Origin of the sequence: Halopseudomonas laoshanensis (assembly GCF_008365385.1) — a bacterium.
GTDB lineage: Bacteria > Pseudomonadota > Gammaproteobacteria > Pseudomonadales > Pseudomonadaceae > Halopseudomonas > Halopseudomonas laoshanensis.
In genome coordinates this window covers 111,370-137,710 of record NZ_QOVF01000006.1, presented here as the reverse complement: position 1 = coordinate 137,710, position 26,341 = coordinate 111,370, and the positions used below count along the sequence as shown (strand labels likewise).

At 58.7% G+C, this 26,341-nt stretch carries 31 protein-coding genes; 13 read left to right on the top strand and 18 right to left on the bottom strand.

Going from position 1 to position 26,341, the window contains the following annotated elements; all coding sequences use genetic code 11:
- Positions 1–26: 26 nt before the first annotated feature.
- The 10 genes from hisC to DT594_RS16090 form a co-directional block, all read right to left on the bottom strand.
- Positions 27–1,082 carry a histidinol-phosphate transaminase gene (hisC, locus tag DT594_RS16135; RefSeq protein ID WP_149333807.1) on the bottom strand — a complete coding sequence of 352 codons (1,056 nt, stop codon included), beginning with the start codon at positions 1,080–1,082 and terminating at the stop codon, positions 27–29.
- A 90-nt stretch (positions 1,083–1,172) separates the two neighbouring features.
- Complete coding sequence (gene hisD, locus DT594_RS16130; RefSeq protein ID WP_149333805.1) at positions 1,173–2,486, bottom strand: histidinol dehydrogenase; 1,314 nt, start codon at positions 2,484–2,486, stop codon at positions 1,173–1,175.
- Between the two features lie 34 nt (positions 2,487–2,520).
- Positions 2,521–3,162, bottom strand: a complete 642-nt coding sequence (hisG, locus tag DT594_RS16125; RefSeq protein ID WP_149333803.1) for an ATP phosphoribosyltransferase — start codon at positions 3,160–3,162, stop codon at positions 2,521–2,523.
- Between the two features lie 19 nt (positions 3,163–3,181).
- Positions 3,182–4,447 (bottom strand): UDP-N-acetylglucosamine 1-carboxyvinyltransferase, encoded by a 1,266-nt coding sequence (murA, locus tag DT594_RS16120; protein ID WP_096346822.1) that lies wholly within the window; start codon positions 4,445–4,447, stop codon positions 3,182–3,184.
- 63 nt (positions 4,448–4,510) lie between these two features.
- Positions 4,511–4,750, bottom strand: a complete 240-nt coding sequence (locus DT594_RS16115) for a BolA family protein (protein WP_149333801.1) — start codon at positions 4,748–4,750, stop codon at positions 4,511–4,513.
- A 64-nt stretch (positions 4,751–4,814) separates the two neighbouring features.
- Complete coding sequence (locus DT594_RS16110) at positions 4,815–5,120, bottom strand: STAS domain-containing protein (RefSeq protein ID WP_149333799.1); 306 nt, start codon at positions 5,118–5,120, stop codon at positions 4,815–4,817.
- Entirely contained in the window at positions 5,117–5,764 is a 648-nt protein-coding gene (locus tag DT594_RS16105; protein ID WP_149333797.1) for an MlaC/ttg2D family ABC transporter substrate-binding protein, read from the bottom strand. The genes DT594_RS16110 and DT594_RS16105 overlap by 4 nt, the downstream gene beginning before the upstream one ends.
- Positions 5,765–5,777: 13 nt before the next feature.
- Positions 5,778–6,242, bottom strand: coding sequence for an outer membrane lipid asymmetry maintenance protein MlaD (mlaD, locus tag DT594_RS16100; RefSeq protein WP_096346818.1), 465 nt, complete (start codon positions 6,240–6,242; stop codon positions 5,778–5,780).
- Positions 6,243–6,261: 19 nt separating this feature from the next.
- On the bottom strand, positions 6,262–7,044 hold the full coding sequence (gene mlaE, locus DT594_RS16095; RefSeq protein WP_096346817.1) for a lipid asymmetry maintenance ABC transporter permease subunit MlaE: 783 nt from the start codon (positions 7,042–7,044) through the stop codon (positions 6,262–6,264).
- Positions 7,044–7,859 (bottom strand): ATP-binding cassette domain-containing protein, encoded by an 816-nt coding sequence (locus tag DT594_RS16090; RefSeq protein WP_096346816.1) that lies wholly within the window; start codon positions 7,857–7,859, stop codon positions 7,044–7,046. Before DT594_RS16090 ends, mlaE begins: the two co-directional genes overlap by 1 nt.
- Positions 7,860–8,139: 280 nt before the next feature.
- On the opposite strand from DT594_RS16090, the gene DT594_RS16085 reads away from it, so the two are divergent.
- From DT594_RS16085 to DT594_RS16040, 10 genes are all read left to right on the top strand, one after another.
- Entirely contained in the window at positions 8,140–9,111 is a 972-nt protein-coding gene (locus DT594_RS16085) for a KpsF/GutQ family sugar-phosphate isomerase (protein ID WP_149333795.1), read from the top strand.
- Positions 9,108–9,641, top strand: coding sequence for a KdsC family phosphatase (locus DT594_RS16080; protein WP_149333793.1), 534 nt, complete (start codon positions 9,108–9,110; stop codon positions 9,639–9,641). The genes DT594_RS16085 and DT594_RS16080 overlap by 4 nt, the downstream gene beginning before the upstream one ends.
- Entirely contained in the window at positions 9,641–10,228 is a 588-nt protein-coding gene (gene lptC, locus DT594_RS16075) for an LPS export ABC transporter periplasmic protein LptC (protein ID WP_149333792.1), read from the top strand. The genes DT594_RS16080 and lptC overlap by 1 nt, the downstream gene beginning before the upstream one ends.
- 37 nt (positions 10,229–10,265) lie before the next feature.
- A complete protein-coding gene (lptA, locus tag DT594_RS16070) occupies positions 10,266–10,748 on the top strand; it encodes a lipopolysaccharide transport periplasmic protein LptA (RefSeq protein WP_246164666.1) in 483 nt (160 codons plus the stop codon).
- Positions 10,745–11,470 carry an LPS export ABC transporter ATP-binding protein gene (lptB, locus tag DT594_RS16065; protein WP_149333788.1) on the top strand — a complete coding sequence of 242 codons (726 nt, stop codon included), beginning with the start codon at positions 10,745–10,747 and terminating at the stop codon, positions 11,468–11,470. The genes lptA and lptB overlap by 4 nt, the downstream gene beginning before the upstream one ends.
- Positions 11,471–11,552: 82 nt before the next feature.
- Complete coding sequence (locus tag DT594_RS16060) at positions 11,553–13,052, top strand: RNA polymerase factor sigma-54 (protein WP_149333786.1); 1,500 nt, start codon at positions 11,553–11,555, stop codon at positions 13,050–13,052.
- Positions 13,053–13,145: 93 nt separating this feature from the next.
- Positions 13,146–13,454 carry a ribosome hibernation-promoting factor, HPF/YfiA family gene (gene hpf / locus DT594_RS16055; RefSeq protein ID WP_096346809.1) on the top strand — a complete coding sequence of 103 codons (309 nt, stop codon included), beginning with the start codon at positions 13,146–13,148 and terminating at the stop codon, positions 13,452–13,454.
- A gap of 17 nt (positions 13,455–13,471) precedes the next feature.
- A complete protein-coding gene (ptsN, locus tag DT594_RS16050) occupies positions 13,472–13,933 on the top strand; it encodes a PTS IIA-like nitrogen regulatory protein PtsN (RefSeq protein WP_096346808.1) in 462 nt (153 codons plus the stop codon).
- 3 nt (positions 13,934–13,936) lie between these two features.
- A complete protein-coding gene (rapZ, locus tag DT594_RS16045; protein WP_149333784.1) occupies positions 13,937–14,791 on the top strand; it encodes an RNase adapter RapZ in 855 nt (284 codons plus the stop codon).
- Between the two features lie 2 nt (positions 14,792–14,793).
- Positions 14,794–15,066: an HPr family phosphocarrier protein gene (locus DT594_RS16040; RefSeq protein ID WP_149333782.1), complete on the top strand. Its 273-nt coding sequence runs from the start codon at positions 14,794–14,796 to the stop codon at positions 15,064–15,066.
- 241 nt (positions 15,067–15,307) lie between these two features.
- On the opposite strand, the gene pmbA is transcribed toward DT594_RS16040, so the two are convergent.
- Positions 15,308–16,663, bottom strand: coding sequence for a metalloprotease PmbA (gene pmbA / locus DT594_RS16035; RefSeq protein ID WP_149333780.1), 1,356 nt, complete (start codon positions 16,661–16,663; stop codon positions 15,308–15,310).
- Positions 16,664–16,766: 103 nt separating this feature from the next.
- Between pmbA and yjgA the strand changes: the two genes are divergently transcribed.
- From yjgA to egtB, 3 genes are all read left to right on the top strand, one after another.
- On the top strand, positions 16,767–17,282 hold the full coding sequence (gene yjgA / locus DT594_RS16030; RefSeq protein ID WP_149333778.1) for a ribosome biogenesis factor YjgA: 516 nt from the start codon (positions 16,767–16,769) through the stop codon (positions 17,280–17,282).
- Between the two features lie 120 nt (positions 17,283–17,402).
- The gene (egtD, locus tag DT594_RS16025; protein WP_178091549.1) at positions 17,403–18,380 is read left to right on the top strand and encodes an L-histidine N(alpha)-methyltransferase; all 978 of its coding nucleotides are present in this window, start codon (positions 17,403–17,405) and stop codon (positions 18,378–18,380) included.
- On the top strand, positions 18,377–19,579 hold the full coding sequence (gene egtB, locus DT594_RS16020; protein WP_178091548.1) for an ergothioneine biosynthesis protein EgtB: 1,203 nt from the start codon (positions 18,377–18,379) through the stop codon (positions 19,577–19,579). The genes egtD and egtB overlap by 4 nt, the downstream gene beginning before the upstream one ends.
- Before the next feature lie 93 nt (positions 19,580–19,672).
- On the opposite strand, the gene DT594_RS16015 is transcribed toward egtB, so the two are convergent.
- The 7 genes from DT594_RS16015 to bioF form a co-directional block, all read right to left on the bottom strand.
- On the bottom strand, positions 19,673–21,478 hold the full coding sequence (locus DT594_RS16015; RefSeq protein ID WP_149333774.1) for a phenylacyl-CoA dehydrogenase: 1,806 nt from the start codon (positions 21,476–21,478) through the stop codon (positions 19,673–19,675).
- A gap of 262 nt (positions 21,479–21,740) precedes the next feature.
- Entirely contained in the window at positions 21,741–22,493 is a 753-nt protein-coding gene (locus DT594_RS16010; RefSeq protein ID WP_246164665.1) for a putative metalloprotease CJM1_0395 family protein, read from the bottom strand.
- Positions 22,494–22,511: 18 nt separating this feature from the next.
- Positions 22,512–22,820, bottom strand: a complete 309-nt coding sequence (locus DT594_RS16005; RefSeq protein WP_096345660.1) for a flagellar basal body rod C-terminal domain-containing protein — start codon at positions 22,818–22,820, stop codon at positions 22,512–22,514.
- Positions 22,821–22,911: 91 nt separating this feature from the next.
- Positions 22,912–23,592 (bottom strand): dethiobiotin synthase, encoded by a 681-nt coding sequence (bioD, locus tag DT594_RS16000; protein ID WP_149333772.1) that lies wholly within the window; start codon positions 23,590–23,592, stop codon positions 22,912–22,914.
- Position 23,593: 1 nt separating this feature from the next.
- Complete coding sequence (bioC, locus tag DT594_RS15995; RefSeq protein WP_149333770.1) at positions 23,594–24,382, bottom strand: malonyl-ACP O-methyltransferase BioC; 789 nt, start codon at positions 24,380–24,382, stop codon at positions 23,594–23,596.
- A complete protein-coding gene (locus DT594_RS15990) occupies positions 24,375–25,091 on the bottom strand; it encodes an alpha/beta fold hydrolase (RefSeq protein WP_281290923.1) in 717 nt (238 codons plus the stop codon). Before DT594_RS15990 ends, bioC begins: the two co-directional genes overlap by 8 nt.
- Complete coding sequence (bioF, locus tag DT594_RS15985; RefSeq protein ID WP_149333766.1) at positions 25,084–26,274, bottom strand: 8-amino-7-oxononanoate synthase; 1,191 nt, start codon at positions 26,272–26,274, stop codon at positions 25,084–25,086. Before bioF ends, DT594_RS15990 begins: the two co-directional genes overlap by 8 nt.
- Positions 26,275–26,341 lie beyond the last annotated feature (67 nt).

Here is a 26,341-nt window from a genome sequence, read left to right as displayed (position 1 = left end):
CCACTAGGGCATCCTAGCCGCGACTATCAGAGCAAGGTTTGCAATGCGTCGATCAGCTTGGCGTTCTGTTCTGGCGTACCTATGGTAATACGCAAAAACTGCTCAATACGGGGTTTGGCAAAATGCCGCACGATAACGCGTTGCTCTCGTAAACCTTGAGCCAATTGCGCCGCATCTTTCTGCGCATGCCGAACGAACAGGAAGTTGGCCGCCGACGGCAACACTTCAAAGCCCAGCGCCTCAAGCTTGGCCGCCATCTCGTCGCGGCTCTGTATCACCGCATTGCGCGTACTGTCGAAATACGCCTGATCGCGGAACGCCGCCTCAGCCCCAGCCAACGCCAGGCGATCTAGCGGATAGGAATTGAAGCTGTTCTTGATTCGCTCCAGCGCCTCGATCAGGTCAGCATGACCCACCGCCAGACCTACCCGCAGCCCGGCCAGCGAGCGAGATTTCGACAGACTCTGGGTTACCAGCAGATTCGGGTAACGATCGACCAAGGTGATGGCAGTCTCTGCGCCGAAATCGACATAGGCCTCATCCACCACTACCACGGAATCCGGGCTGGCCTGGACGATCTGCTCTATCTGCGCCAGCGTTAATGCAATGCCGGTGGGCGCATTCGGATTCGGGAAAATGATCCCGCCGTTGGGCTGGGCGTAGTCGGCAATGTTGATGGTGAAATCGTCAGCCAATGGCAGGGTCTTCGGCGCTATGCCGTAAAGACCGCAATACACCGGATAGAAGCTGTAGCTGATATCCGGAAACAGCAACGGCTTGCCATGCTGAAACAGACCATGAAACACATGCGCCAACACCTCGTCAGACCCGTTCCCGACAAACACCTGGCTTGGCTGCACACGGTAATATTCGGCGATGGTGGCTTTCAGGCTGTCCGCGTTGGGCGCCGGATACAGGCGCAGGGAGGCGTCGGTCACCGCGGCAATAGCCTCAAGCACCTTGGGTGAGGGGCCGAAGGGATTTTCGTTAGTGTTCAGTTTGACCAGATTGTCCAACTTCGGCTGCTCACCGGGCACATAGGGCACCAGGTCTTTGACGAACGGACTCCAAAATCGGCTCACAATCATTCCTCGATTAAGCTTCAAGCGCCAGGCGGCAACGCGACGTGCGACTGCGCACTAGCGCTCTTACGACTGGCCGCCTGCAACTTGCTACTGGGGTTTTATACGGTATTCCGCACTGCGCGCGTGGGCGGTGAGACTTTCACCGCGGGCCAGGACGGACGCGGTTTTGGCCAGTTCCGACGCACCTTCGGGCGAGCAGAAGATCACCGAGGAGCGCTTCTGGAAATCATACACGCCCAGGGGCGACGAGAAGCGCGCGGTGCCGGAGGTCGGCAGTACGTGGTTCGGGCCAGCACAGTAATCGCCCAACGCCTCGGGGGTAAAGCGGCCCATGAAGATCGCGCCAGCGTGACGAATAGCCGGCAGTAACGCGTCCGGGTCAGCCACTGACAACTCCAGGTGCTCGGGAGCAATACGGTTGGATATTTCGCAGGCATGCTCAAGACTGTCGACCTTGATCAGCGCTCCGCGATTTTCCAGAGAGATGCGCACCATATCGGCCCGCTCCAGACTATCCAGCAGCTTGTTCAAGCTGGCTTCGACGGCATCCAGGAAGGCCGCATCCGGCGACAGCAGGATCGACTGCGCGTCTTCGTCATGCTCAGCCTGGGAAAACAGATCCATGGCGATCCAGTCCGGGTCGGTCTGGCCATCGCAGATCACCAGAATTTCCGATGGGCCGGCGATCATATCAATGCCGACCTGACCGAACACGGCGCGCTTGGCGGTAGCCACATAGATATTGCCGGGGCCCACGATCTTGTCCACGCGCGGCACGCTTTCAGTGCCGTAAGCCAGAGCGGCCACAGCCTGGGCGCCACCGATGGTAAACACCCGGTCCACGCCGGCGAGGCAGGCCGCAGCCAGCACCAGTTCATTGATTTCACCACGTGGCGTAGGCACCACCATGACCACTTCCGGTACACCCGCGACCTTGGCCGGCACCGCGTTCATGATCACCGATGAGGGATAGGAGGCCTTGCCGCCTGGTACATACAGGCCGGCGCGGTCCAGCGGTGTGATCTGCTGGCCGAGTACGGTGCCGTCTGCTTCAGTGTAACGCCAGGAGGGTTGGGTCTGATGCTCGTGATAGATACGCACCCGCTCTGCAGCGACTTCCAGTGCGGTGCGCTGCTCCGGCGTGATGCGCTCCAGCGCCAGCTCTAGACGCGCGCGGTCCAGAATCAGATCGGCCATGCTGTTCACTTGCAGGCCGTCAAACCGTGCGGTGTATTCCACCAGCGCTGCATCGCCACGCTCGCGCACTGCGGCGATAATCTCTTCCACGCGCTCATTGACGCTCTTGTCCGACACCCCTTCCCACGCCAGCAACGCATCCAGATGCTGCTTGAAATCCACCTGATTGGCATCCAGACGGGTGATTTTCAGCGGCGTACTCATGGCGGTTACCTATCTTGAAAATGAGAAAGAATATTCAGGCAGCGCGCTGCTCAACAGCGGCAGCCAGCAGGTCGATCAGCGCCTTGATGCGCGCATGTTTCATCTTCATCGCCGCCTTGTTGACGATCAGCCGCGAGCTGATGGTAGCGATCAATTCCTGCGGCTCCAGGCCATTGGCACGCAGCGTATTGCCGGTATCCACTACGTCGATAATCTTGTCGGCCAAGCCAACCAGCGGCGCCAGCTCCATCGAGCCATAAAGCTTGATGACTTCTACCTGGCGACCCTGCTCGGCGTAATAGCGGCGGGCAACATTGACGAACTTGGTCGCGACACGCAGACGGCCACGCGGCTCGGGCGTGTCGACCGGGCCTGCGGTCATCAATCGGCAATTGGCGATCTTCAGATCCAGCGGCTCATACAGACCCTGACTGCCGTACTCCATCAGCACGTCCTTGCCGGCCACGCCCAGATCGGCGGCGCCGAGCTCGACATAGGTCGGCACGTCAGTGGCGCGGACTATCAACAGGCGCACGCTCGGATCGGTGGTATCAAAAATCAGCTTGCGGCTTTTTTCCAGATCTTCCAGCGGCTCGATGCCGGCTTGCTTCAACAGCGGCAGAGTGTCATCCAGAATGCGGCCCTTGGACAGCGCGATGGTCAGAGTCTCGGTCATGCGGAAGTCCTTGTCTGGTTCAGGCTGGCACGCGGCGAATGATCGCGCCGAGCATCTGCAATTTCTCTTCAATACATTCGTAACCACGGTCGATGTGATAAATGCGATCAACCAGGGTATCGCCATCAGCGACCAAACCAGCGATCACCAGGCTGGCAGAGGCGCGCAGGTCGGTCGCCATGACCGGCGCTCCTTTAAGACGCTCTACCCCGGTAACAATCGCAGTGTTGCCTTCCACCAGAATATGCGAACCCATGCGGTTCATTTCCTGCACGTGCATAAAGCGATTTTCAAATACGGTCTCGATCACTGTACCCGTGCCTTCGGCGACCGCATTCATCGCGATAAACTGCGCCTGCATGTCGGTTGGAAACGCAGGGTAAGGCGCAGTGCGCAGATTGATCGCCTTGGGCCGATTACCTTTCATATCCAGGCTGATCCAGTTCTTGCCGGTCTCGATCTGCGCACCGGCCTCTTCCAGCTTGAGCAGCACAGCCTCAAGGATCGAAGCATCGGTATCCTTGAGCTTGACGCGGCCGCGGGTAGCAGCGGCGGCAACCAGATAGGTGCCGGTCTCGATACGATCGGGCATCACTGAATAGCGCGCAGCGTGCAGACGCTCAACGCCGTCGATGGTGATGGTGTCGGTGCCGTGACCCTTGATATTGGCGCCCATGGCGATCAGGCACTCGGCCAGATCCACAACTTCCGGCTCACGGGCAGCGTTTTCCAGCACGGTCCGGCCCTTGGCCAGGGTCGCGGCCATAAGGATGTTTTCAGTACCGGTCACGGTAACGGTATCAAAGAAGAAGTGCGCACCACGCAGGCCGCCCTCTGGCGCACGCGCCTTGATATAGCCGTCTTCCACGGTGATTTCCGCACCCATGGCTTCCAGACCACGAATATGCAGGTCCACCGGCCGTGAACCGATCGCACAGCCGCCGGGCAATGCCACTTCGGCATAACCGAAATGCGCAACCATCGGGCCTAGTACCAGAATCGAGGCGCGCATGGTTTTAACCAGCTCGTAGGGCGCTACCAGCGTGGTGATGCGGGTGGGATCAACCTCGACATTCATACGCTCGTCCAGCACCGGCTCCACACCCATGCGGCCAAACAGCTCGATCATGGTAGTTATGTCATGCAGGTGCGGCAGATTGCACACGGTCACCGGTCCGTCGGCCAGGAGGGTTGCGGCCAGAATCGGCAGCGCAGAATTCTTGGCACCGGAAATGCGGATTTCGCCGTCCAGGCGGTTACCGCCGGTGATAATGAGTTTGTCCATGTGCAGATCGTCTCTAATAGGGCTTGATGCAGGTGATTGAAATTACGCGAGCCGCAACAGCTCTCAGGGACGGTTGTCCCAGGCCTCGCGGGTAAAGAACTTCATGCTCACCGCGTGGATGCTGCCATCGGCAATCTGCTCATTGAGCAGCGCATAGATCTGCTGCTGACGCTTGACTGGCGACAACGCCGCCAGGCTATCGCTGATAACCAGCAACTGGAAGTTGCAGCCCTCGCCGTCCACCTCTACCTGGGTGTCCGCCAACTGAGCTTCGATCAGTTTTTTTACTTCAACAGCCTGCATAATGATTCCAGTATTCGATGTGTTAACTAATTGCGCGGCCTGGCCACGGCTCAGTGGCTCGGGATCAGGCAGCCAGCGTGGTCAGCCAGTCATCCAGTTCGCAGACGCGGGCGATGCTTTCCAGCCCTGCGGGCATGGATACCACCCGCAATTGATCGCCGCGCTCAGAGACGATGCGTGCCACCAATAGAATCAGCGCTAAACCGACGCTGTTGGAGTGCTCTACGCCAGACAGATCCAGGGTGATATCGCCCTGGGTGTCGGCCAGACTCTGCTGCAGCTGCTTGCGCACGTCCATGGCGCTGCCAAAATCCAGCTGCCCTTCCAGGGCGATCACGCCCTGCTCGCCGCGTTTGACTTGCGCGCTCAATTCTCGACCTCTTTTTCCACCTGTTCAACTGACTTGGCTACTACGTTGCCCCAGCCGTTGATTACTGCGTCCAGATCATTGCGATTGGTCTGCATCGCCTGGGCGAACTGGTCGCGGAACAGCAGACCAATGTTGATGCCTTCGACGATAACGTTACGCACCTTCCACTGGCCATCCACATTGACCATCGTGTAAGTGACCGGGTAGACATTGCCGCTAGAGGAGCGGATTTCCATATCAACGCTGGTGCGATCTGGTGACTGCTGGCCACGGCCATCACTTTCCAGGACCTTGATCTGCCCACTGTCGAAATCGAGCAGCGCGTTACCATAGAATTCAACCATGCTGCGCTTGAAGGTATCGATGAAACGCTGCATCTGTTCGTCTGTCGCTTCGCGGCTGTAGCGGACGGTCATCACACTGCGGGCGATGCCCTGGAAGTCGACCACGGGCTCCAATACTTCATTGAGGCCTTCAACGAAGGCGTCGGTGTCTTGCTTGTAGGTTTCGCGATTGGCGTCCAGCACCGTCATCACGCGTGTGGAGGTGTCTTCCACCACTTCCTGCGGGGAAGCGGTATTTGCACTGGCTGCGAACGGAATGCTCAGCGCCAGGGTCAGAAACAGGTTGGTCAGTACACGCATAGTGAATCTCCGATTAATCTTCTTTGCTGACGGTATTGAGCAGGAAACGTCCAATCAGTTCCTCAAGCACCAGTGCTGACTGGGTATCGTAGATCTGATCCCCGTCCGCCAGCATGGTCTCTTCGCCGCCAACGCTGATACCGACATATTTTTCACCGAGCAGCCCAGCCGTCAGGATTGAGGCGGTGCTGTCCGATGGCAGGGTATTGATGTTGTCATTGATGGCCATCTCGACCTTGCCGGTGTAGCGATTCTTGTCAAATTCGATGCCCGTGACCTGGCCGATGGTGACACCGGCCATGGTGACCTTGGCGCGCGAAGTCAGCCCCGCCACGTTGTCAAAATGAGCATAGACCTTGTAGCTGTCTGTCGAGGCGCTCATGGTCAGGCCGCTGACACGCAATGCCAGCACCAGCAACGCCAGGATGCCAATCAGGATGAACAGACCAACAGTTAATTCGAGTGTACGGGTACGCATGTTCGGTTTCCTTGGCTGATCAGAACATCAACGCGGTAAGAATGAAATCCAGGCCGAGAACAGCCAGTGACGCATAGACTACGGTGCGGGTCGTCGCACGACTTATACCCTCGGAGGTAGGCTCGCAGTCGTAGCCCTGGAACACCGCGATCCAGGTCACCACAAAAGCAAACACCACGGACTTGATCAGACCGTTTACTACATCATCCGAGAAGGTCACGGAGTTCTGCATATTGGCCCAGTAGGAGCCGGAATACACACCCAGCCAGTCCACTGCGACCATCGCACCACCCCAGATACCCACCACGCAGAAAATCATTGCCAGCAGCGGCATGGAGATAAAGCCGGCCCACAACCGCGGCGCAATCACATATTTGAGCGGATCGACGCCGATCATTTCCAGGCTGGAGAGCTGCTCGGTGGCTTTCATCAAGCCAATCTCGGCGGTCAAGGCCGAGCCAGCACGCCCGGCGAACAACAGCGCAGTCACCACCGGCCCCAGCTCGCGCAGCAATGTCAGGGCAACCATCTGGCCCACGGCCTGTTCCGAACCGTAAGTACTCAGAATGTTGAAGCCCTGCAGGGCGAGCACCATACCAATAAACAGCCCGGACACAATAATAATCGCCAGCGACAATACGCCGACCGCATACAGTTGCTTGAGTAACAATGTCCAACCGCTGCCGAAATTCGAGCGTCCGCACAGCGCTTGAAACAAAAACACACCCGAGCGCCCGAGGGCGGCCAGCACATTCAACCCGGAGGCGCCCATCAGCGCTACTCTGTCAGTCAGGGTTCGCATTATTGGCTCTTCCCTTTGAGCAGATCGTCCATAAAGGACGGCGCAGGATAATGGAAAGGCACAGGGCCGTCAGGCTCGCCGAGCATGAACTGGCGGATACGCGGATTGTCCGAGTGCATCAGATCATCTGGCTTGCCATGCCCGAGCACCTGACCGTCGCCCACCACATATAGATAGTCGGCAATGCTTGCCGTCTCGGCCAGGTCATGCGACACCACGATGCTGGTCAGTCCCAGCGCGTCGTTGAGCAAGCGAATCAGCCGCACCAGCACACCCATGGAAATAGGGTCCTGGCCGACGAAAGGCTCGTCATACATCATCAGTTCGGGATCCAGCGCAATCGCCCGAGCCAGGGCAACGCGGCGCTTCATACCACCGGACAGCTCGTCCGGCATCAATGCGTGGGCACCGCGCAGGCCCACGGCCTGCAACTTGAGCAGCACGATATCGCGGATCAGCTCTTCACTGAGATCAGTGTGCACGCGCAGCGGAAAGGCGACGTTTTCGAACACTGACAGATCAGTAAAGAGCGCGCCGCTCTGGAACAGCATGCCCATATGCTGACGAGCCTCGAACAAGGCCTCGCGCTTGAGCTGCGGAATATTCTGGCCATTGACCAGCACTTCGCCGCTTTCCGGGCGCAGTTGTGCACCGATCAGGCGCAGCAGCGTGGTCTTGCCGCAACCGCTGGGACCCATGATCCCGGTCACCTTACCGCGTGGTATGCGAATATCCACCCCATCAAAAATGAGGCGGTCGTCGCGCCTGAAAGTTACCTTTTTCAGGTCAACGATATAGTCTGAAGAGTCGGTCATAAATGAATCAGGCTTCTCGGAGCTGCCATACTGCGGCGGGCAATTTGAACGCGCTAATATATCAGTTTGCGTTAGGCAGCCCAAGTAACCGACAAACAATTAGCTGCTTAGGCAATATCTGCTAATCAATTGGGCGCGCAGATCAAGCGCACGCGATAAACCCAAGGGAACGTCGGAGCGCTGAAGCCCTCCAAGTTGACATAGCGCTGCCACCCTCACTGGTGAGTTGGGTGGCACAAGGCGCTATACTAGCCAGTCAGACCATTACTCAAGATACTTCATGCCTGATTTCAACTACATAGCTTCTGCCCGCCGCACCATCGAGATGGAGCGCGACGCCGTCCACAGCCTGCTGGAGCGGCTGGATCACCATTTTGATGCCGCTTGTACAGCGCTGATGGCCTGTACCGGGCGCGTGGTGGTCACCGGCATGGGCAAATCCGGGCATGTAGGCAAGAAGATTGCCGCCACCCTGGCCAGCACCGGCACCCCGGCGTTTTTTGTTCATCCTGGCGAGGCCAGCCATGGCGACATGGGCATGATTACCCGTCAGGATGTGGTTATCGCCCTGTCCAACTCCGGCAACACCGCTGAGGTGGTCACCCTGCTGCCACTGCTCAAGCGCCTGGGCGTGCCGCTGATCAGCATTACCGGCAACCCGGATTCGATCATGGCCCGTTCAGCGCTGGCTAACCTGCACACTGGCGTGGAGCAGGAAGCCTGTCCGCTCAATCTGGCCCCGACCTCCAGCACCACCACGGCGCTGGTGATGGGCGACGCCCTGGCCATTGCCCTACTCGAAGCGCGGGGCTTCAGTGCTGAAGATTTTGCCTTTTCCCACCCAGGCGGCACGCTTGGAAGACGGCTGTTGCTGTTGGTAGACGACATCATGCATGGCGAGGCCAGCATGCCGCTGGTAAGCCCGTCGACCTCGTTACGCGACGCCCTGCTGGAAATGACTCGCAAGGGGCTGGGGCTGACCGGCATTACCGATGAAGAAGGCCGCCTGGTCGGCATCTTTACCGATGGCGATTTGCGTCGCACGCTGGATCAAAGCATTGATATACGCACTGCCGGCATTGCCGAAGTAATGACCCGTAACTGCAAGACCGTGCAACAGGGCATACTCGCCGCAGAAGCGTTGAAAGTGATGGAAGACGGCAAGATCAGCGGCCTTTTTGTCGTCGACGAGCAGCATCGCCCGGTCGGCGCCCTCAATATGCATGACCTTTTACGCGCAGGAGTTGTATGAGCGGACCAGACCAGCAATTGCTTGAGCGCGCCAGAGCCATCCGTCTGGCAATCTTTGATGTGGACGGTGTACTCACTGACGGGCGCTTGTATTTCATGCCCGATGGCACCGAGTTCAAATCCTTCAACACCCTGGACGGGCACGGCATCAAAATGCTGATGGCTTCGGGGGTGGAAGTTGCCATCATCAGCGGGCGTTCGTCGCCGCTGGTGGAAAAGCGCGCCGCCAACCTGGGCATTCGTCACCTCATTCAAGGCCGCGAAGACAAGCTCAATGCCCTGGCGGAGCTGCGCAACGTGCTGGATGTTGAGCTGGAGCAAATTGCCTTTCTGGGCGATGACCTGCCAGACCTGCCGGTGATGCGTCGCGTTGGCCTGGGTATAGCCGTCGCCAGCGCTGACTCTTTCGTCCGTGAACATGCGCACGGTATTACCGAAGCATCAGGCGGAGCTGGCGCAGCGCGCGAGTTCTGCGAGCTGATCATGTACGCGCAAGGTACGCTTGATGACGCCCGGGCAGCCTACCTCTGATGCCGACTATTCCGAAAATTCCGCGCTACCTGCTGACAGCCGGCTTTATTGGCCTGGCTGTGGTGCTCGGGTTGTCAATCGGCTATTTCAATATTCGACCTGCCAGCTTCAATGACAGCCTGACCATCAGCGACCCTAATCAGCCGGATTTCTTCATGGAAAACAACCGCATACTCATGCTCAATGAGCAGGGTACCCCGGCCTATGAATTGACCAGCGTCCGCGCTACCCATCAAGCCGATGACGACAGCACCAAGCTGGAGAGTCCGCGGTTGATTTTTTACCGGGCGGAGGACGGTGAGCCCTGGCTGCTTGAAGCAGAGCACGGCGTCGTTACACAGGCAGGGGATCAGGTTGAGCTGACCGATAATGTTTTGCTCCAGAGCCAGAACCCCGCCCAATCCGACCGACGCATGACGACACAGGCGCTGACGCTGTTTCCCGCTCGAAATTATGCCGAAACCGCACAAAGCGTTAAAATCGAAAACGCCGACAACGTGACCAACGCTGTCGGCATGCAGGTTTATCTTAACGACGGCCGCCTAGAGCTGCTGTCCACCGTAAGGGGTCAACATGAGGTGCGTTAAATCCCTGGGCCTCGCGGCCCTGGTACTGGGGCTGGGAATGTCCGCAGCAACTGTTGCTGCCGACCGTGACCAGCCCATCCGCATTCAGGCCAACAGCGCGACGCTGGATGACCGCAGCAACACCGCCGTTTACACCGGCAATGTCATCATCACCCAAGGCAGCATGCGCCTGACCGGCAACCGGGTGACGCTGAATACCGACGCCGAGGGCGCGGTGAGCAAGATTGTCAGCCAGGGCACACCAGCGACTTACAAGCAGACGCCAGAAGGCGGCTCGCCAGTGGATTCCCGCGGCCAGACTATTGAATATCTGGCCGATGCCGACCGCGTAGTGCTGATCGACGATGCCTTTCTGGAACAGGACGGCAATACCTTTCAGGGTGAATACATCAGCTATGACATCACCCGCGAGGTGGTGGACGCCGGCCGCGCCAACAGCAACGGCGGCACCGGTGGCGAACAGGACCGAATCGAGATCCTCATCCAGCCGCGCAAGCGCAGTGAACCGGCCACCCCATGACCACACTGGAAGCGCGTCACCTGGCCAAAGCGTATAAATCCCGCAAAGTAGTACGGGATGTATCGGTATCCATCAACAGCGGCGAAGTGGTCGGTCTGCTCGGGCCCAACGGTGCAGGCAAAACCACGTGCTTCTACATGATTGTCGGCTTGGTCAAAGCTGACGAAGGCAATATTCTGGTCAACGGCGTGGATGTGACCAAGCTGCCGATGCACGGTCGGGCACGTCAGGGTATCGGCTACCTGCCTCAGGAAGCCTCCATTTTCCGCAAGCTCAGCGTTGCCGATAACATCATGGCGATCCTGGAGACCCGCAAGGACCTTAACAAGCAAGGCCGCGCGGATGCGCTGGAGTCGCTGTTGCGTGAGTTCCACATCCATCACCTGGCCCACAGTCTGGGTATGAGTCTGTCCGGTGGCGAGCGCCGCCGCGCGGAGATCGCTCGCGCTCTGGCCACCGAACCCAAGTTCATTCTGCTGGATGAACCGTTCGCTGGCGTTGATCCGATCTCGGTCAACGATATCAAACAGATTATCCAGCACCTGAAAAGCAAGGGCATCGGCGTACTCATTACCGATCATAACGTGCGAGAAACACTGGATATCTGCGACAAAGCCTATATCGTCAACGACGGGCATATCATTGCCGAAGGCGACGCTGAAACCGTCCTTGCCAACCAGACGGTAAAAGACGTGTATCTGGGGCACGCCTTCCGCCTGTAGATATTCAACAGACCATGCATGCTAAAATTCTGTCGATTAACGCTATCGATTTAACATTGCGCACAAGGTAATACGCTCAAACATGAAACCATCGCTCGTCCTCAAGATGGGGCAGCAGCTGACGATGACGCCGCAGCTGCAGCAAGCCATCCGACTGTTGCAGCTATCCAGTCTGGACCTCCAGCAAGAGGTCCAGGAGGCGTTGGAAGCCAATCCCATGCTGGAAATGGCTGATGAAGGCGATGATGATTTCTCTCCGAGCCAGGAAAATGGCTTCGACAAGGATGACGCGCCGGCGGTCACCATCCCGGAACCGGTGGCGATGGACGCGATTGAGCAGCACAGTCAGGCTGAAGAAGAAGGCAACTGGAACGAACAGATCCCCAGCGAGCTGCCGGTGGACACGCAATGGGATGACGTATATCAGACTTCAGCCAGCTCGCTACCCAGCCAGGATGACGACGAGTGGGACTTTACCGCCCGCACCGGTTCGGGCGAGACACTGCAAAGCCATCTGGAATGGCAGCTCAACCTGATTCCGCTGTCGGAAACCGATCAGTTGATAGCGCTGTCGTTGATCGATGCGATCAACGCCGACGGCTATCTGGAAGAATCCCTTGAGGAGATTCTCGCTTCCCTCGATCCCGAGCTGGAAGTCGAGCTGGATGAAGTAGAGATGGTTCTGCACCGCATTCAGCAGTTCGAACCTGTGGGTGTAGGCGCGCGCAACCTCAGTGAATGCCTCTATCTGCAACTGCGCCAGCTTCCCAAAGACACACCCCTGCTTGAACAGGCGCAGAAGATCGTCAAGGATCACCTGGAGTTGCTCGGCAGCCGCGACTTTACTCAGCTGATGCGCCGCACCCGGTTGAAGGAAGAGCAACTCAGCCGCGCGATCAGTCTGATACAGACGCTCAACCCGCGCCCCGGCTCGGAAATCGCCTCGGGCGAGCCCGAATATGTGATTCCTGATGTGATCGTGCATCGCGACAACAAGCGCTGGATTGTCGAGCTGAATCAGGAGTCAGTGCCCAAGGTCAGGGTGAACAATCATTACGCCTCCATGGTCCGCCGCGCGGATGCCAGCCAGGACAACACTTACCTGCGTAATCATCTGCAGGAAGCACGCTGGTTCATCAAGAGCCTGCAAAGCCGCAACGAAACACTGATGAAAGTCGCCACGCAGATCGTCGAGCATCAGCGCGGCTTTCTGGAGCATGGCGAAGAAGCGATGAAACCCCTGGTGCTGCACGATATCGCCGAGGCGGTGGGCATGCACGAGTCGACTATTTCGCGCGTGACCACGCAGAAATACATGCATACCCCGCGCGGCATCTTCGAGCTAAAATACTTTTTCTCCAGCCATGTCGGCACCGCAGAAGGCGGTGAATTCTCCTCCACTGCGATCCGCGCGCTGATCAAAAAGCTGGTGGCAGCAGAAAACCCGAAGAAACCATTGAGCGATAGCAAGATCGCTGGTTTACTGGAAGAACAGGGCATCGATGTGGCCCGCAGAACCATCGCCAAATACCGCGAGTCGCTCAACATCGCCCCTTCGAGCGAACGCAAACGGCTGGTCTAGCCAGCATGCAATAACGATTTTAGTGATAGCAGGTGGCACCATAGGGAGCCAAGCACGGTTCCCTGTTACTCCAAGCCAATCAGGAGAAGTCGTATGCAACTGAACCTTAGCGGTCATCAACTGGACATCACCGATGCATTGCGCGATTACGTCAACGAGAAAATGTCACGTCTCGAGCGACACTTCGACAAGATAACCAACGTACAAGTCACCCTGGAAGTTGAAAAGCTGCGCCAGAAGGCCGAAGCTACACTCCATGTGGCCGGGGGCGAGGTAGTCGCCAATGCCGAGCATACCGATATGTATGCAGCCATAGATTTACTGACGGACAAGCTTGATCGTCAACTGATCAAGTACAAGGAAAAGAACCTGAATCGCCAGCAAGGCGTCAACGACCGTTAAGGCAGACTCTCCGCATCATTATGCAAATTGATCACATACTCACCCCCGAGCGCACCTTTGCCGGTGTGCAGGGGGTTTCAAAAAAGCGCGTTCTGGAGCTGATTGGCAAACTGGTCGCCCAGCATAGCCATCTTGATCCCGACAGCATTTATGAAAGCCTCATCGCCCGCGAAAAACTGGGCTCCACCGGCTTCGGCAATGGTATTGCCATTCCGCACTGCCGCCTGGAGGGCTGTCACAAGGCTGTTGGCGCGTTATTGCAACTCGAATCCAAAATCGACTATGACGCCCTTGATGGCGAGCCTGTCGACCTGATTTTTGTGTTGCTGGTGCCGCTTGAGGCTACCGAGCAGCATTTGCAGATTCTCAAGATGCTCGCCGGCAAGCTGGACCAGTCCAGTCTGCGCGAAGCCCTGCGCAACGCACCGGACGCTGAGAGCCTGTACCGCATCATGACCAGCGAAGACGACGGGAGCTGACCCATGCGTCTGGTAGTCGTCAGCGGACGCTCTGGATCCGGCAAGAGTACAGCCCTGCATCTGCTGGAAGACAACGGCTATTACTGTATAGACAACCTGCCTGCTGGCCTGCTGCCGGAGCTGGCGCGGCAGGTCAACAGTACCGGGCTTAACTTGCCCAAGGTCGCGATCAGTATCGATGCACGCAACCTTCCCAGTGACCTGGAGCGTTTTCCCGAGTTGCTGCAGCAGGTGCGTGAAGCCGGTATTCAATGCGACATCCTGTTTCTCGCCGCTACTGATGAAGTGCTGATCAAGCGTTTCTCGGAAACCCGACGCAAACACCCGCTGACCAATGGCACCCATTCGCTGGGAGAGGCACTGGCCGCAGAATTACGCTTACTTGAGCCGATCATCGATCTGGCCGGCCTGAAGATTGATACCAGCCATCTCAACCTGTATCAGCTGCGGGATTTGTTGAAGCAGCGTTTGCTGGGCAGCCAGTCCCATGGCACGTCGGTGATGATCCAGTCTTTTGGCTTCAAGCGCGGTGTCCCGGTCGACTCCGATCTGGTGTTCGACGTGCGTTGCCTGCCCAATCCCTACTGGAAAGCCGAGCTGAGACCCTATTCAGGTCGTGACCCGCAAGTTTGTGATTATTTAGAGGCCCAGCCTGAAGTGCAGGAAATGTACGACGATATCCACCAGTTTCTCAGCAAATGGTTGCCGCGCTATGCCGCAGGCGAGCGCAGCTACATGACCATTTCCATCGGCTGCACCGGCGGCCACCACCGCTCGGTGTATCTAACCGAGCGATTGGTGAAAGAACTGTCTTCGAGTATCCCGAACCTGCTGATCCGCCACCGCGACTTGCCCTGACAATGCCGACTACCCGCGTACAAATCATCAACAAACTCGGCTTGCACGCCCGCGCCGCCGCAAAATTCGTCGGCGTGGCCAACCGCTATGGCTGTCAGGTGAGAATCGGTGGAAACGAAGAAGAATTGGTCGACGGCAAAAGCATCATGCAAGTGATGATGCTGGCCGCGAGCAAAGGTTCGGAAGTCTGTATCAGTTGCGAAGGCGAAGAAGCGGATCAAGCCATGGAGGAACTGTTGGCGTTGATCGGGGATTATTTCGGCGAGGGTGAGTAGTCCAAGCTGCAAGCTCGTAACCGGCCCCAACCTATCCCGCAACCCGCCCTAGCCGTCATTCCCGCCGCGGCCCAACATTCCCGCCGATCCCCGCCATTCCCGCCGGCTTCCCGTCATTCCCGTCATTCCCGCGCAGGCGGGAACCCAAGCGGACCAAGAATCACCCCCAGAGCTCGCAAACCCCAGGTTTTACTTGCCGCTTGAAGCTTGCAACCTGTAGCTCACGGCTTGCCGCTGCCTCTCACTCCCCACCCACCGTCATACCGTCCACCAACCAGCTACCGGTCAGATTATTACCGCGACGCTCAATATCCGAGCCGACACAGCGCAGATTGGCGAACATGTCTTTCAGGTTGCCGGCGATCGTCACTTCCTGCACCGGGAACTGGATCTCTCCGCCCTCGACCCAGAAGCCACCCGCACCCCGGGAATAGTCGCCGGTCACGCCATTGATACCCTGCCCCATCAATTCGGTTACCAGCAGGCCGGTGCCCATTTCCTTGAGCAGCGCCAGTAAATCACCGGCATTGCTGGTCACGTGCAGGTTGTGCACACCCCCCGCGTTGGCGGTACTCGGCAAATTGAGCTTGCGCCCGGAGTAGGTGCCAAGCACCCAGCTACGCAACACGCCCTGATCAACGAACGCCTGTTCGCGAGTCGCCAGACCGTCACCATCAAACGCGGAACTGCCCAGAGCACGGGGCATATAAGGCCGCTCGTCGATGGTTACCCAGTCAGGAAATATCGGCTGACCCATGGCATCCAGCAAGAAGGTCGATTGCCGGTAGACGGCGCCGCCAGCAATCGCACCAATCAAATGACCCAGCAGCCCCGAAGCCTGATCTGCGGCGAACAAGACCGGGACCTTGGCGGTTTTTACTGTGCGCGTGCCTAACCGTGCCAGCGTGCGCTGCGCCGCCTTGCGACCCAGAGCCTCGGCACTCGGCAGATTGGCCGCCAAACGGTCAACACCATACCAATAGTCGCGCTGCATACCCTGATCCGATGCCACGATCATTACCGCCGAAGCACTATGCCGAGTGCCCAGCGAACTGCCGATAAAACCATTGCTGTTGCCATACACACGGCAGCCTTGCTGTGTGCTGATATTGGCACTGTCGCTGGTCAGCCGCGGGTCCATCTCCAGCGCGGCGTTCTCACACACCAGAGCCCGCTCGATGGCCTGCTCGGCACTCAACGCCCAGGGATGATAGAGATCCAGATCCGGCAATTCGGTGGCCATCAACTGGGGATCGGCGAGCCCGGCGAAACTGTCTTCGGAGGCATGCTGGGCAATGCCCAGTGCAGCTTCGATAGCCGAACGAATCGCTTCGTCCGAGGTATCAGAGGTGCTCGCCGAGCCTTTGCGCTGTCCTGCGTACAGTGTGATCGCAAAGCCCTGGTCGCGATTGAACTCGACGGTTTCAACCTCCCCCTGACGCACGCCCACTGACAGGCCAGTATTCTGACTGACACCCACCTCACAGGCGGTAGCGCCCTGGCGGCGCGATTCGTCCAGAATAAAGGCAACCCGTTGCTCCAATTCGGCGCGCAGGATTTCGGGGTCTTCGTGTTGGGCAGGTTGAATCTGGCTCATGTAATCTCCTCTAAGGCAGGCATTGTACCTCGGACAGCGCTGCTGTGAACGGGTATCATGGCGCATTGAAACGTACCCGCAGCCGGGCCGCAACGAGGTGACCATGACAGAGTTTTACGACGACGAACAGTACGAGGAAGGCATCAGCAAAACTCAGGTCAAGCGCGAGCTGCAAGAGATGCGCGATCTGGGCCGCCGCCTGGTCGAACTCAAGCCGGCGCAGCTGCAGAAACTCGAGCTGACCGAAGAGCTGCGTGTTGCCCTTGAGGAAGCACATCGGCACACCGCCCGCGGCGCGCTCAAGCGCCACCTGAGTTTTGTCGGCAAGCTGATGAAGGATCAGGACGTAGACGCCATTCGCGCTTATATCGACCGGCTGGACAGCAGTACCCAGGCGCACGCTCAGCATTTTCATCAAATGGAGCGCTGGCGCGATCGGTTGCTGACCGGCAGTGCAGAAGAGCAGGAAGCCTTTATGAGCGCCTATCCGCAAACCGAGCGCCAGACGCTGCGGCAACTGGTGCGCCAGGCCAGCAAGGAAGCCGCCGAGAACAAGCCGCCAGCCGCCGCACGCAAGCTGTTCAAGCTGATTCGCGAGACCGTAGAAGCGGATATGTAACTACCCTCTGTGCTGCTGCGTGCTAGCCGAACGGCACTACCTGTCGTCCGATCGGTTGGCAAAAGCACGGAGCTGCTGCTAGCTTTCAGGTTCTGAGCCCACAACGCACAGGATCTGACCGTGACCCCAGCCCTCGCCGTGCCACGTCTGGAAAATACCCTGGTGGAAGATCACACCAGGGAGCATCAGCTCCTCCGCCAACGCCTCCTGCAACCCGCCGCACGCATCGACTCCAAGTATTTCTACGATGATTTCGGCTGCGAGCTCTTTACCCATATTTGTGAGCTCGACGAGTACTACCCTACCCGCACTGAAGCCGCGATTCTCAGCCACTGCGGTGCCGAGATAGCTGCCGCTCTTCCCAGTGGCGCGCAATGGATCGATCTGGGTTGCGGCGATTGCTCCAAATCCAGAAAATGGCTGGATACAGTGCAGCCCTCGCGCTTGGTAGGCGTCGATATCGCCGCAGATTTTCTCCAGCATTCATTGGCCAGAATAGCGATCAGCCATCCCGGCGTTGAATGTATTGGCGTGGTCAGTGATTTCACCCAATCGCTGGAATTGCGCGATCTGTTGTCGGAGCAACCCCTTGCCCCTCCGGTATTTTTTTACCCCGGCTCCTCAATCGGTAACTTCGCCAGACCGGATGCGTTACGACTGCTGCGGCGCATCCGCCAGCATTGTGGCGAGCACGGCAAGCTGCTGATCGGCGTTGATCTGCTCAAGCCCCGCGCCATACTCGAAGCCGCCTATGACGATCGTGAGGGAGTGACGGCCGCCTTCAATCTGAATGTGCTCAACGTCGTCAACCGGGAACTGAAGGCGGATTTCCAGCTCGAAAACTTCAAGCATGATGCGGTTTTCAATCAGCATGACAGCCGTATCGAAATGCGCCTTGTGTCGCAAACGGATCACGACGTAGGCCTGGGTTCAGGCTGCGTCAGGCATTTCGATCAGGGGGAAAGTATCTTGACCGAGTACTCGCACAAATACACTTCAGCGGATTTTGCCGCCATGCTGTCGGAAGCGGGCTTTACCCGGCACCATTACTGGACCGACGAACAACACTGGTTCGGCGTGTTTCTGGCGCAAGCATGAGCATGCCTCAACCACTACCCCGCGCGGCATCATTAGCGGCGCGCTTCCATAAGGTCCGCGCCCACAGCTTGGCGCTGGTGCACGGCTTGAGTGCAGAGGACTGCCAACTGCAGTCCATGCCTGACGCCAGCCCGCTGAAATGGCATCTGGCGCACACCAGCTGGTTCTTCGAGACCTTTCTGCTGGCGGAATCCAAACACCCGCCGCCGCCCTTCGACCCAGCCTTCAAGGTGCTGTTCAACTCCTATTATATTGGCGTCGGCGAGCGACACTTGCGCGCCGAACGTGGCCTGCTGTCGCGCCCTGGATTGGATCGGGTTCTCCAATACCGCGATCATGTGGATCGGCATATGCTCGCCCTGCTTGCCGACTCCGAGCTTCGCGATACAGAGCTCGATCTGATCGAACTGGGGCTGCAACACGAGCAGCAGCATCAGGAGCTGATACTCACCGACCTCAAACACCACTTCAGCTGCAACCCGTTAGCCCCTGCCTGGCGGGCAGAATCTGCGGACCAGTCACCGCGGGCGGGCGACGACCTCGGCGTGGCTTTCCAAACTTATTCGGGTGGTCTGATCGAAATTGGTCATCAGGGCTCGGGTTTCGGTTTTGACAATGAACGGCCACGGCATCGGGTCTGGCTGGAACCCTTCGAACTGGCCACGCGCAATGTCAGTAACGGTGAGTTTCTGGCGTTTATGCTTGATGGCGGTTATCGCCGTCCGGAGCTGTGGCTCTCGGAAGCCTGGGATCATATCGGCCTGCATGGCTGGCAGGCGCCGCTTTACTGGCAGCACGATGAACAGGGCTGGAGCGTATTTACCCTGCATGGAAGAGTGCCGCTCAATCACCATGCGCCAGTCAGCCATATCAGTTTCTACGAGGCGGACGCTTATGCACGTTGGGCCGCGGCACGTTTGCCCACTGAAGCGGAATGGGAGCTGGCTGCGCAGTCAGAGGATCTGGCGGGGCTACATGGGGAAGTATGGCAATGGACCAACAGCTCCTATCTCGCCTACCCCGGATACCAGCCAGCGGCGGGCGCGGTGGGTGAATACAATGGCAAATTCATGCTCAATCAGATGGTCTTGCGCGGCAGCTCGGTCGCTACGCCAGAAAGCCATGCGCGGCATAGCTATCGTAATTTCTTTCCTGCCCAGGCGCGCTGGCAATTCAGCGGCGTGCGTCTGGCACGGTAGCCATCGACCTAAAGCAATCAGCACAAAAAAGGCCGCCCCCTCACGGGAGCAGCCTTTTTCAGTACGACTATTTCAGCATAACAACCTAAACGATCAATAACCCAGAGCGAAGTTCTCTGCGGGCATGTCCATCAGGTTGTCTGCGCCTGACAGCATCGCATCAACGTGCATGCGAGTGCGCGGCAGAATGCGCTGGAAGTAGAAACGCGCGGTCTGCAGCTTGGCCTGGTAGAAGGCTTCGTCGGAGGTACCTTCAGCCAGCTTCTCGGCTGCAACGCGAGCCATATCGGCCCAGAAGTAGGCCAGGCAGGCGTAACCGGAGTACATGCAGTAATCCACTGACGCAGCGCCGACCATTTCACGGTCCTTCATGGCAGCCATACCGACCTTCATGGTCAGCTCGCCCCACTCTTTGTTCAGCTGATTCAGCGGCGTTACGAATTCCTTGATGGCGTCGTTGCCTTCCTGATTCTGACAGAACTTGTGCACGATCTTGGTGAAGCACTTCAGCGCCTCGCCCTGGGTCATCAGGACTTTGCGGCCCAGCAGATCCAGTGCCTGGATACCGGTAGTACCTTCGTACAACATGGAGATACGCGCATCACGGACGTTCTGCTCCATGCCCCACTCGGCGATAAAGCCATGGCCACCGTAGATCTGCACGCCGTGGTTGGCAGCTTCAAAGCCGACTTCGGTCATGAAGGCCTTGGCGATCGGCGTCAGGAAGGCCAGCAATGCATCGGCCTGCTTCTTCTGCTCTTCATCCTGGCTGTTCTTGACGATGTCGACCTGCTTGGCAGTGAAATACACCATCGCGCGGTTGCCTTCGGCAAAGGCTTTCATAGTCAGCAGCATGCGGCGTACATCAGGATGCACAATGATCGGATCAGCGGCCTTCTCTGGCGCCTTCGGACCGGTCAGTGAACGCATTTGCAAGCGATCGCGGGCATATTCGATGCCACCCTGGAAACCGATCTCGGCATGCGCCAGACCTTGCAGTGCGGTACCCAGACGCGCGGTGTTCATAAAGGTAAACATCGCATTCAGGCCCTTGTTCGGCGGCCCAATCAGGAAGCCAGTGGCGCCGTCGAAGTTCATCACGCAGGTCGCGTTACCGTGGATGCCCATCTTGTGTTCCAGCGAACCGCAGTTAACGCCGTTACGCTCGCCTTTCTCGCCATTCGCATCGGGAAGGAACTTCGGCACGATGAACAGGGAGATACCCTTGGTGCCAGCCGGTGCATCGGGCAGGCGGGCCAGGACGATGTGGACGATGTTCTCAGCCATATCGTGCTCACCCGAAGAGATGAAGATCTTGGTGCCGCTGAGCTTGTAGCTGCCGTCGGCCTGTGGCTCTGCCTTGGTACGCAGCATGCCCAGGTCTGTACCGCAATGCGATTCGGTCAGGCACATGGTGCCGGTCCACTGACCGGAAACCAGCTTGGTCAGGTAGGTGTGCTTCTGGTCGTCGGTACCGTGGGTAGAAATGGTGTTCATGCAACCATGGGACAGGCCGGGGTACATGCCCCAGGACCAGTTGGCCTGACCGATCATTTCGCTGATCGCCAGCCCCAGAGACTCGGGCAAGCCCTGGCCGCCATGATCAACATCATGTGCCAGGCTCGGCCAGCCGCCTTCTACGTACTGCTTGTAAGCTTCCTTGAAACCGGACGGCGTCTTGACGCCTTCAGCGCTCCAGGTACAGCCTTCGGTATCGCCGACACGGTTGAGCGGCCCGATAACGTTCTCACAGAATTTGGCGCCCTCTTCCAGAATGGCATCGACCATATCCGGCGTGGCGTCTTCGCAGCCTGGCAGGCTCTTGTAGTGTTCTTCATAACCCAGCAGTTCGTCGCGGACGAAGCGGATGTCACGCAGGGGAGCCTTGTAATCGGGCATGGTACTTGACCTCAACGGTTATAACGGGATTCAAGAGCAGCATCAGGGCTGCGGTTGGGTGCTGCGTTCGATCGTGTGCGGACTAAATTCAGCACGCCATCAGCAGCTAATTCAAACAGACGTTTGAAACATACGTTTACGCGCAAATGATGTCAACTCTTTGTACGCCGCGACGCTACAAAAAAATTGTAACGGGAGAGCCCAGAGAGACAGATTGAGTGGAGAAGAAAATGACTTGCGCCTGGAAGTCAGGCTGGAACGTTTAAGCTTGAGCTCGCAAAGACGGGCCGGGGAGGCTGTCTGCTGCATCTACCTGCTTGTATGCTGCGATGCCCTTGTCCGCTTCGGTATTAACTGGCGTGCGATCGCGATTCTCCGCGTTCGCGTCATCTTCGCCGGTCGCAGCATCCAGGGTGTCAGTCGCCAGTTCAGCGCGCGCTTGCGCCATGGCCTGCGCCGCCTGCGCGGCAACCGACAAATCCTGCGCGGAGGGTTGCGCTGGAGCCAGAGCCGCGCGCTGAACCTGCTGCAATTTCTGCAACGTCGCTGCCGGATCGCCGGGGATTGCCGCCGTATCGATGGCAACCGAACCGCCCACCGCATACATGCGGCCATCCGGACCACGCTCATAACTGTAACTGACAGCACCGGCATACTGACCGCCGACCGCCTTGTGCGCCTGCTCGTGCGTACGCACTTCCCGGTCACGACTGGCAAGCTCACGGATTTCTGTCTGGGTAACGCGTAACAGTTCCGCCTCTACCTGACTGAGCTGCCTCTGTACTTGCGCCTGTCGCTCGGATTGGCTATCAGCGGAGGATTCATCTGAAGGGCTGGCGGCGGTAACTGGGAGCGCAGCACTGCGCGCCGCCGGGTCATCTTCCCGGGCAATGGAACTACGGACAGCAGCAGGATCGGAAAAGCCGTTGACCGCAACGCCCATCGACGCGCCCGCCATGCGCGGGTAGGCAGAAGCCATGCCCGAAAAGGCGGGGGAAATAGAGAGATTACTCATTGAAAAAGGCCTGGCGGATCAGGCAGTGACGTCCAGCAGTGTGCCAAGCACTTCATCTGCTGTATCAATGACAGAGGCGCCCGCCTCTACTTCGCGTTGACTCAGCTGCAACTCGACCAGGCTATCCACCAGATTGACTGGCCGATTGGTATCCACGGCAACGGTAGCTGCAGGCTGGCCATTGGCAGGTTGCAACGGGATAGCCTGGGACGCGGCAGGGTCGCGCTGAACGCCCATGCGGGCGATCTCGGCAGCGGCGGTATTGGCGCGGTACTGTCCCTGACGAACACTATTCAGTCCGGCTGACATCAGGTCGAGTGAAGCCATGGGGTTTACCCTCAATAAATACGGTTAGCACCATTAAAGCACAAAGCCACTACAGCGAGCACCGCCATCGGTCAGTTCGCGACAGCCGGGATCAAGACAATGGTGCCAGATCCAGATAGTCGGCGATGGCGGCCGCTGAAGGCTGCTCCATCCACGGCACGAATCCCAGACACGGTGCATTCAACTGCAAACGCAGGGTCGCCAGATTTTCCGACGGACGGCTCATATGTGGATCGACCTGGTTGGCTACCCAGCCGGCCAACTTCAATCCATCGGCAGCGATGGCTTCGGCGGTCAAGATCGCGTGATTGATGCAACCCAGCTTCATGCCCACCACCATCACCACTGGAATATCCAGATCCTTGGCCAGATCTGCCAGGGTTTGTTCGTCATTCAAGGGCACGCGCCAGCCACCTGCGCCCTCCACCAGAGTCAGGTCGGCATTGCGGTCGAACACCTGAAGGCAGCCACCTGCCAGGAGCTCCACCGTCAATGGCACGCCTTCTTCGAGGGCGGCAATGTGCGGCGCTATGGCCGATTTGAGCGCAATCGGATTGATCAGCTCGTAAGCCAGCTCCGGCTGACACTGCGCCTGTAACGCCAGCGCGTCTTCGTTGCGAAGGCCGTTTGGGGTTTCATCACAGCCCGCCGCGACCGGTTTGGCGGCAGCCGTAGTCAGGCCCGCCTTCCTGGCCGCATGCAGCAGGCCACAGGCGATAGTGGTTTTACCTATCTCGGTGTCGGTACCGGTAACAAAGAAACGTTGGGGCATGTTACGACTCCTTGAACATGAGAATCTGCGCCACCTGGTAGGTCGCGGGCAGCCCGGCGGGCTGACGAAAGCTTTCATAGGCCTGGGTTAACGCGCGCAAGCGCGCACGCCCGGTCAAGCCTCCCGGGCGTCCTGCGTTAAGGTTATGAGCGCCCAGAGCCTTCAACTCCTGGGTCAGGCCACTGAGCTGCGCATAACGCAGCACGTGCTCTTCTACCTCACAGTGCCAGCGGCCGAAACCGGCCATCGCCAGCAATTGCTGCAAGTCGGCCAAGGGCATGAACCGGTTGACGTGAACGAAGCCATCGACGGTCTGCCAGGCCTGCTGCAACTCTGTCAGCGTGCCTTCTACCAGTGTAGAAAACGCCAGGCAGCCGCCAGGTCGCAGTGCTTGCGCGGCCTGAGTCAATGCCCGCAACAGATCAGGGCACCATTGCAGCGCGAGACTGGAGAAGATCAAATCCTGCGACCCGGTTTTGAGCGGCAATGCTTCCGCATCGGCCACTACCCAGGAGCTCTCGGCAATGGATTGGCTATTGGCGAAACGCAGCATGCCTTCTGCCAGATCCAGACCCATTACCGGCTGTTGATAGCGTTGCGTCAGCGCGCGGGTGAAATAACCAGTGCCACAGCCCAGATCAATGATCGCCTGGGGCGCAAAGCGCTCGGGCAGCCGCGCCAGCAGATTCGAACCTACCTGGCGCTGAAACTCTGCCGCCTGATCATAGGAACTTGCGGCGCGACTGAAGGATTCAGCCACCCGGCGTTTATCGATAACCATCTCAGTCATATAGCCGAACCAAAAACGCGGCGATGTGCTCGGCCAGCCACTCTGGCTGCTCCAGAGGGAGCGCATGGCTGGCATGAGCGTGAACTGCGACCTGCACAAGGGGTTGCAGGTCTTCAAGCGCCTGCGCCGCCGCAGCGGGTACCAGCGCATCCTGCCCGCCGAAGCAGTGAAGGCTGGATGCAGCCGAGGCTTTCAGCGCCGCGCGACTGTCCAGCACACCGAGCAAGGCCAGCGCATGCAGCCGCTGGTCCGCATCGGCGTCATCCCATTCGAGCTTTTGTGCCAGGGCGCGTGGTTGCTCGCTGCCCTGAGCCACCAGCAGGGCAAAACGTTTGAGTATTTTTTCAGGCTGAATGCGGAAATCATTCAGGAATGTCTTGAACGTCTCGGCTGGCATGGCCGCGGGCCAATCCTTACGCACCACAAAACAGCCATTACTGGCGATAGTCACCACGTGACTGAAACGCTCGGGGAAACGCCGCTGTAATTGCACCGCGAGCATGCCACCCAACGACCAACCTACGAGCACCCCCGCCGGCAACTGTTCAGCCAAAGCTGCCAGATCGGTTTCCAGCGTCGACAGTTGCAGCGCCGGCATTCCCTGCGTGCCGACCTGCCAGCCGGGAAGCGCTGGAGTCAATGCATCGGCCAGTGGCTGCATGGCCTCCTGGGAAAGAGCCCAGCCAGGTAAAAGCGTAATGTCAGGCATCATGAGCCTCGGATGATTGCGTCACGGGTAGCTGCGCCACGGCGCGTTTCAAGGCGTCCAGTAACTGGTTAACGTCGTTTTCAGTGTGCGCAGCGCTGAGGGTCACGCGTAGCCGCGCGGTGCCCCGCGGCACGGTAGGCGGGCGGATGGCGGTGACGAGAATGCCCTGTTCACGCAGTGCTGCCGAGAGCGCCATAGCACGCTCGCTGCTACCGACCAGAATCGGTTGGATCGGTGTGGGACTGTTCATCAACTCAAGGCCGATATCGGCCACACCAATACGGAACTGCGCAATCAATTGCGCCAGCCGCTCCCGGCGCCAATGTTCACCCTGAAGCAATTGCAGGCTGCGCAGCGTGGCGCAGGCAACTGCCGGCGGCTGACTGGTGGTGTAAATATAGGGCCGGGCGAACTGGATAAGGGTCTCGATCAACTCCTCACTACCCGCCACAAAGGCGCCAGCAGTACCGAAAGCCTTGCCGAGGGTGCCGATCAATACCGGTACCTGCTCCACACTGAGACCGAAATGCTCGACGATCCCACCGCCATTGTTGCCCAGGCAGCCGAAGCCGTGTGCGTCGTCGACCATCACCCAAGCCCCCCGCTCGGCAGCAGTCGCACACACACCCGGCAGCTCTGCCAGGTCCCCGTCCATGCTGAATACGCCGTCGGTGATCACCAGGGTATTGCCTTGCGATTTGTCGAGCCGACTGGCAAGACTATTCATATCGTTGTGCAGATAGCGCGAAAACCGTGCCCCGCTGAGCAGGCCGGCATCCAGCAGTGACGCATGATTGAGCCGGTCTTCCAGGACCGTATCGCCCTGCCCCGCTAACGCAGTGACTGCACCCAGGTTGGCCATGTAACCGCTGGACATGAGTAGCGCTCGCGGCCGGCCGGTAAACTCGGCCAGCGCCTCTTCCAGTTCATGATGCGGCTGGCTATGGCCAACCACCAGGTGCGAGGCACCGCCGCCCACACCCCAACGACGCGCGCCCTCGGCAAAGGCTTCGATCACCGCCGGATGACTGGCCAGGCCGAGGTAGTCGTTATTGCAGAACGCCAGCAGCGGCTGACCATCCACCACCACCCGCACGCCCTGAGGTGACTCCAGCAGCGGGCGCTGCCGGTACAAATGAGCCGCACGGCGCTCAGCGAGACGGGATGACAGATTGAAGGACATAGGGCTCACGCAACTGCTAGCCGCCAGCTTGAAGCTGGCGGCGCATATTACCGATTGAGAAGATGAC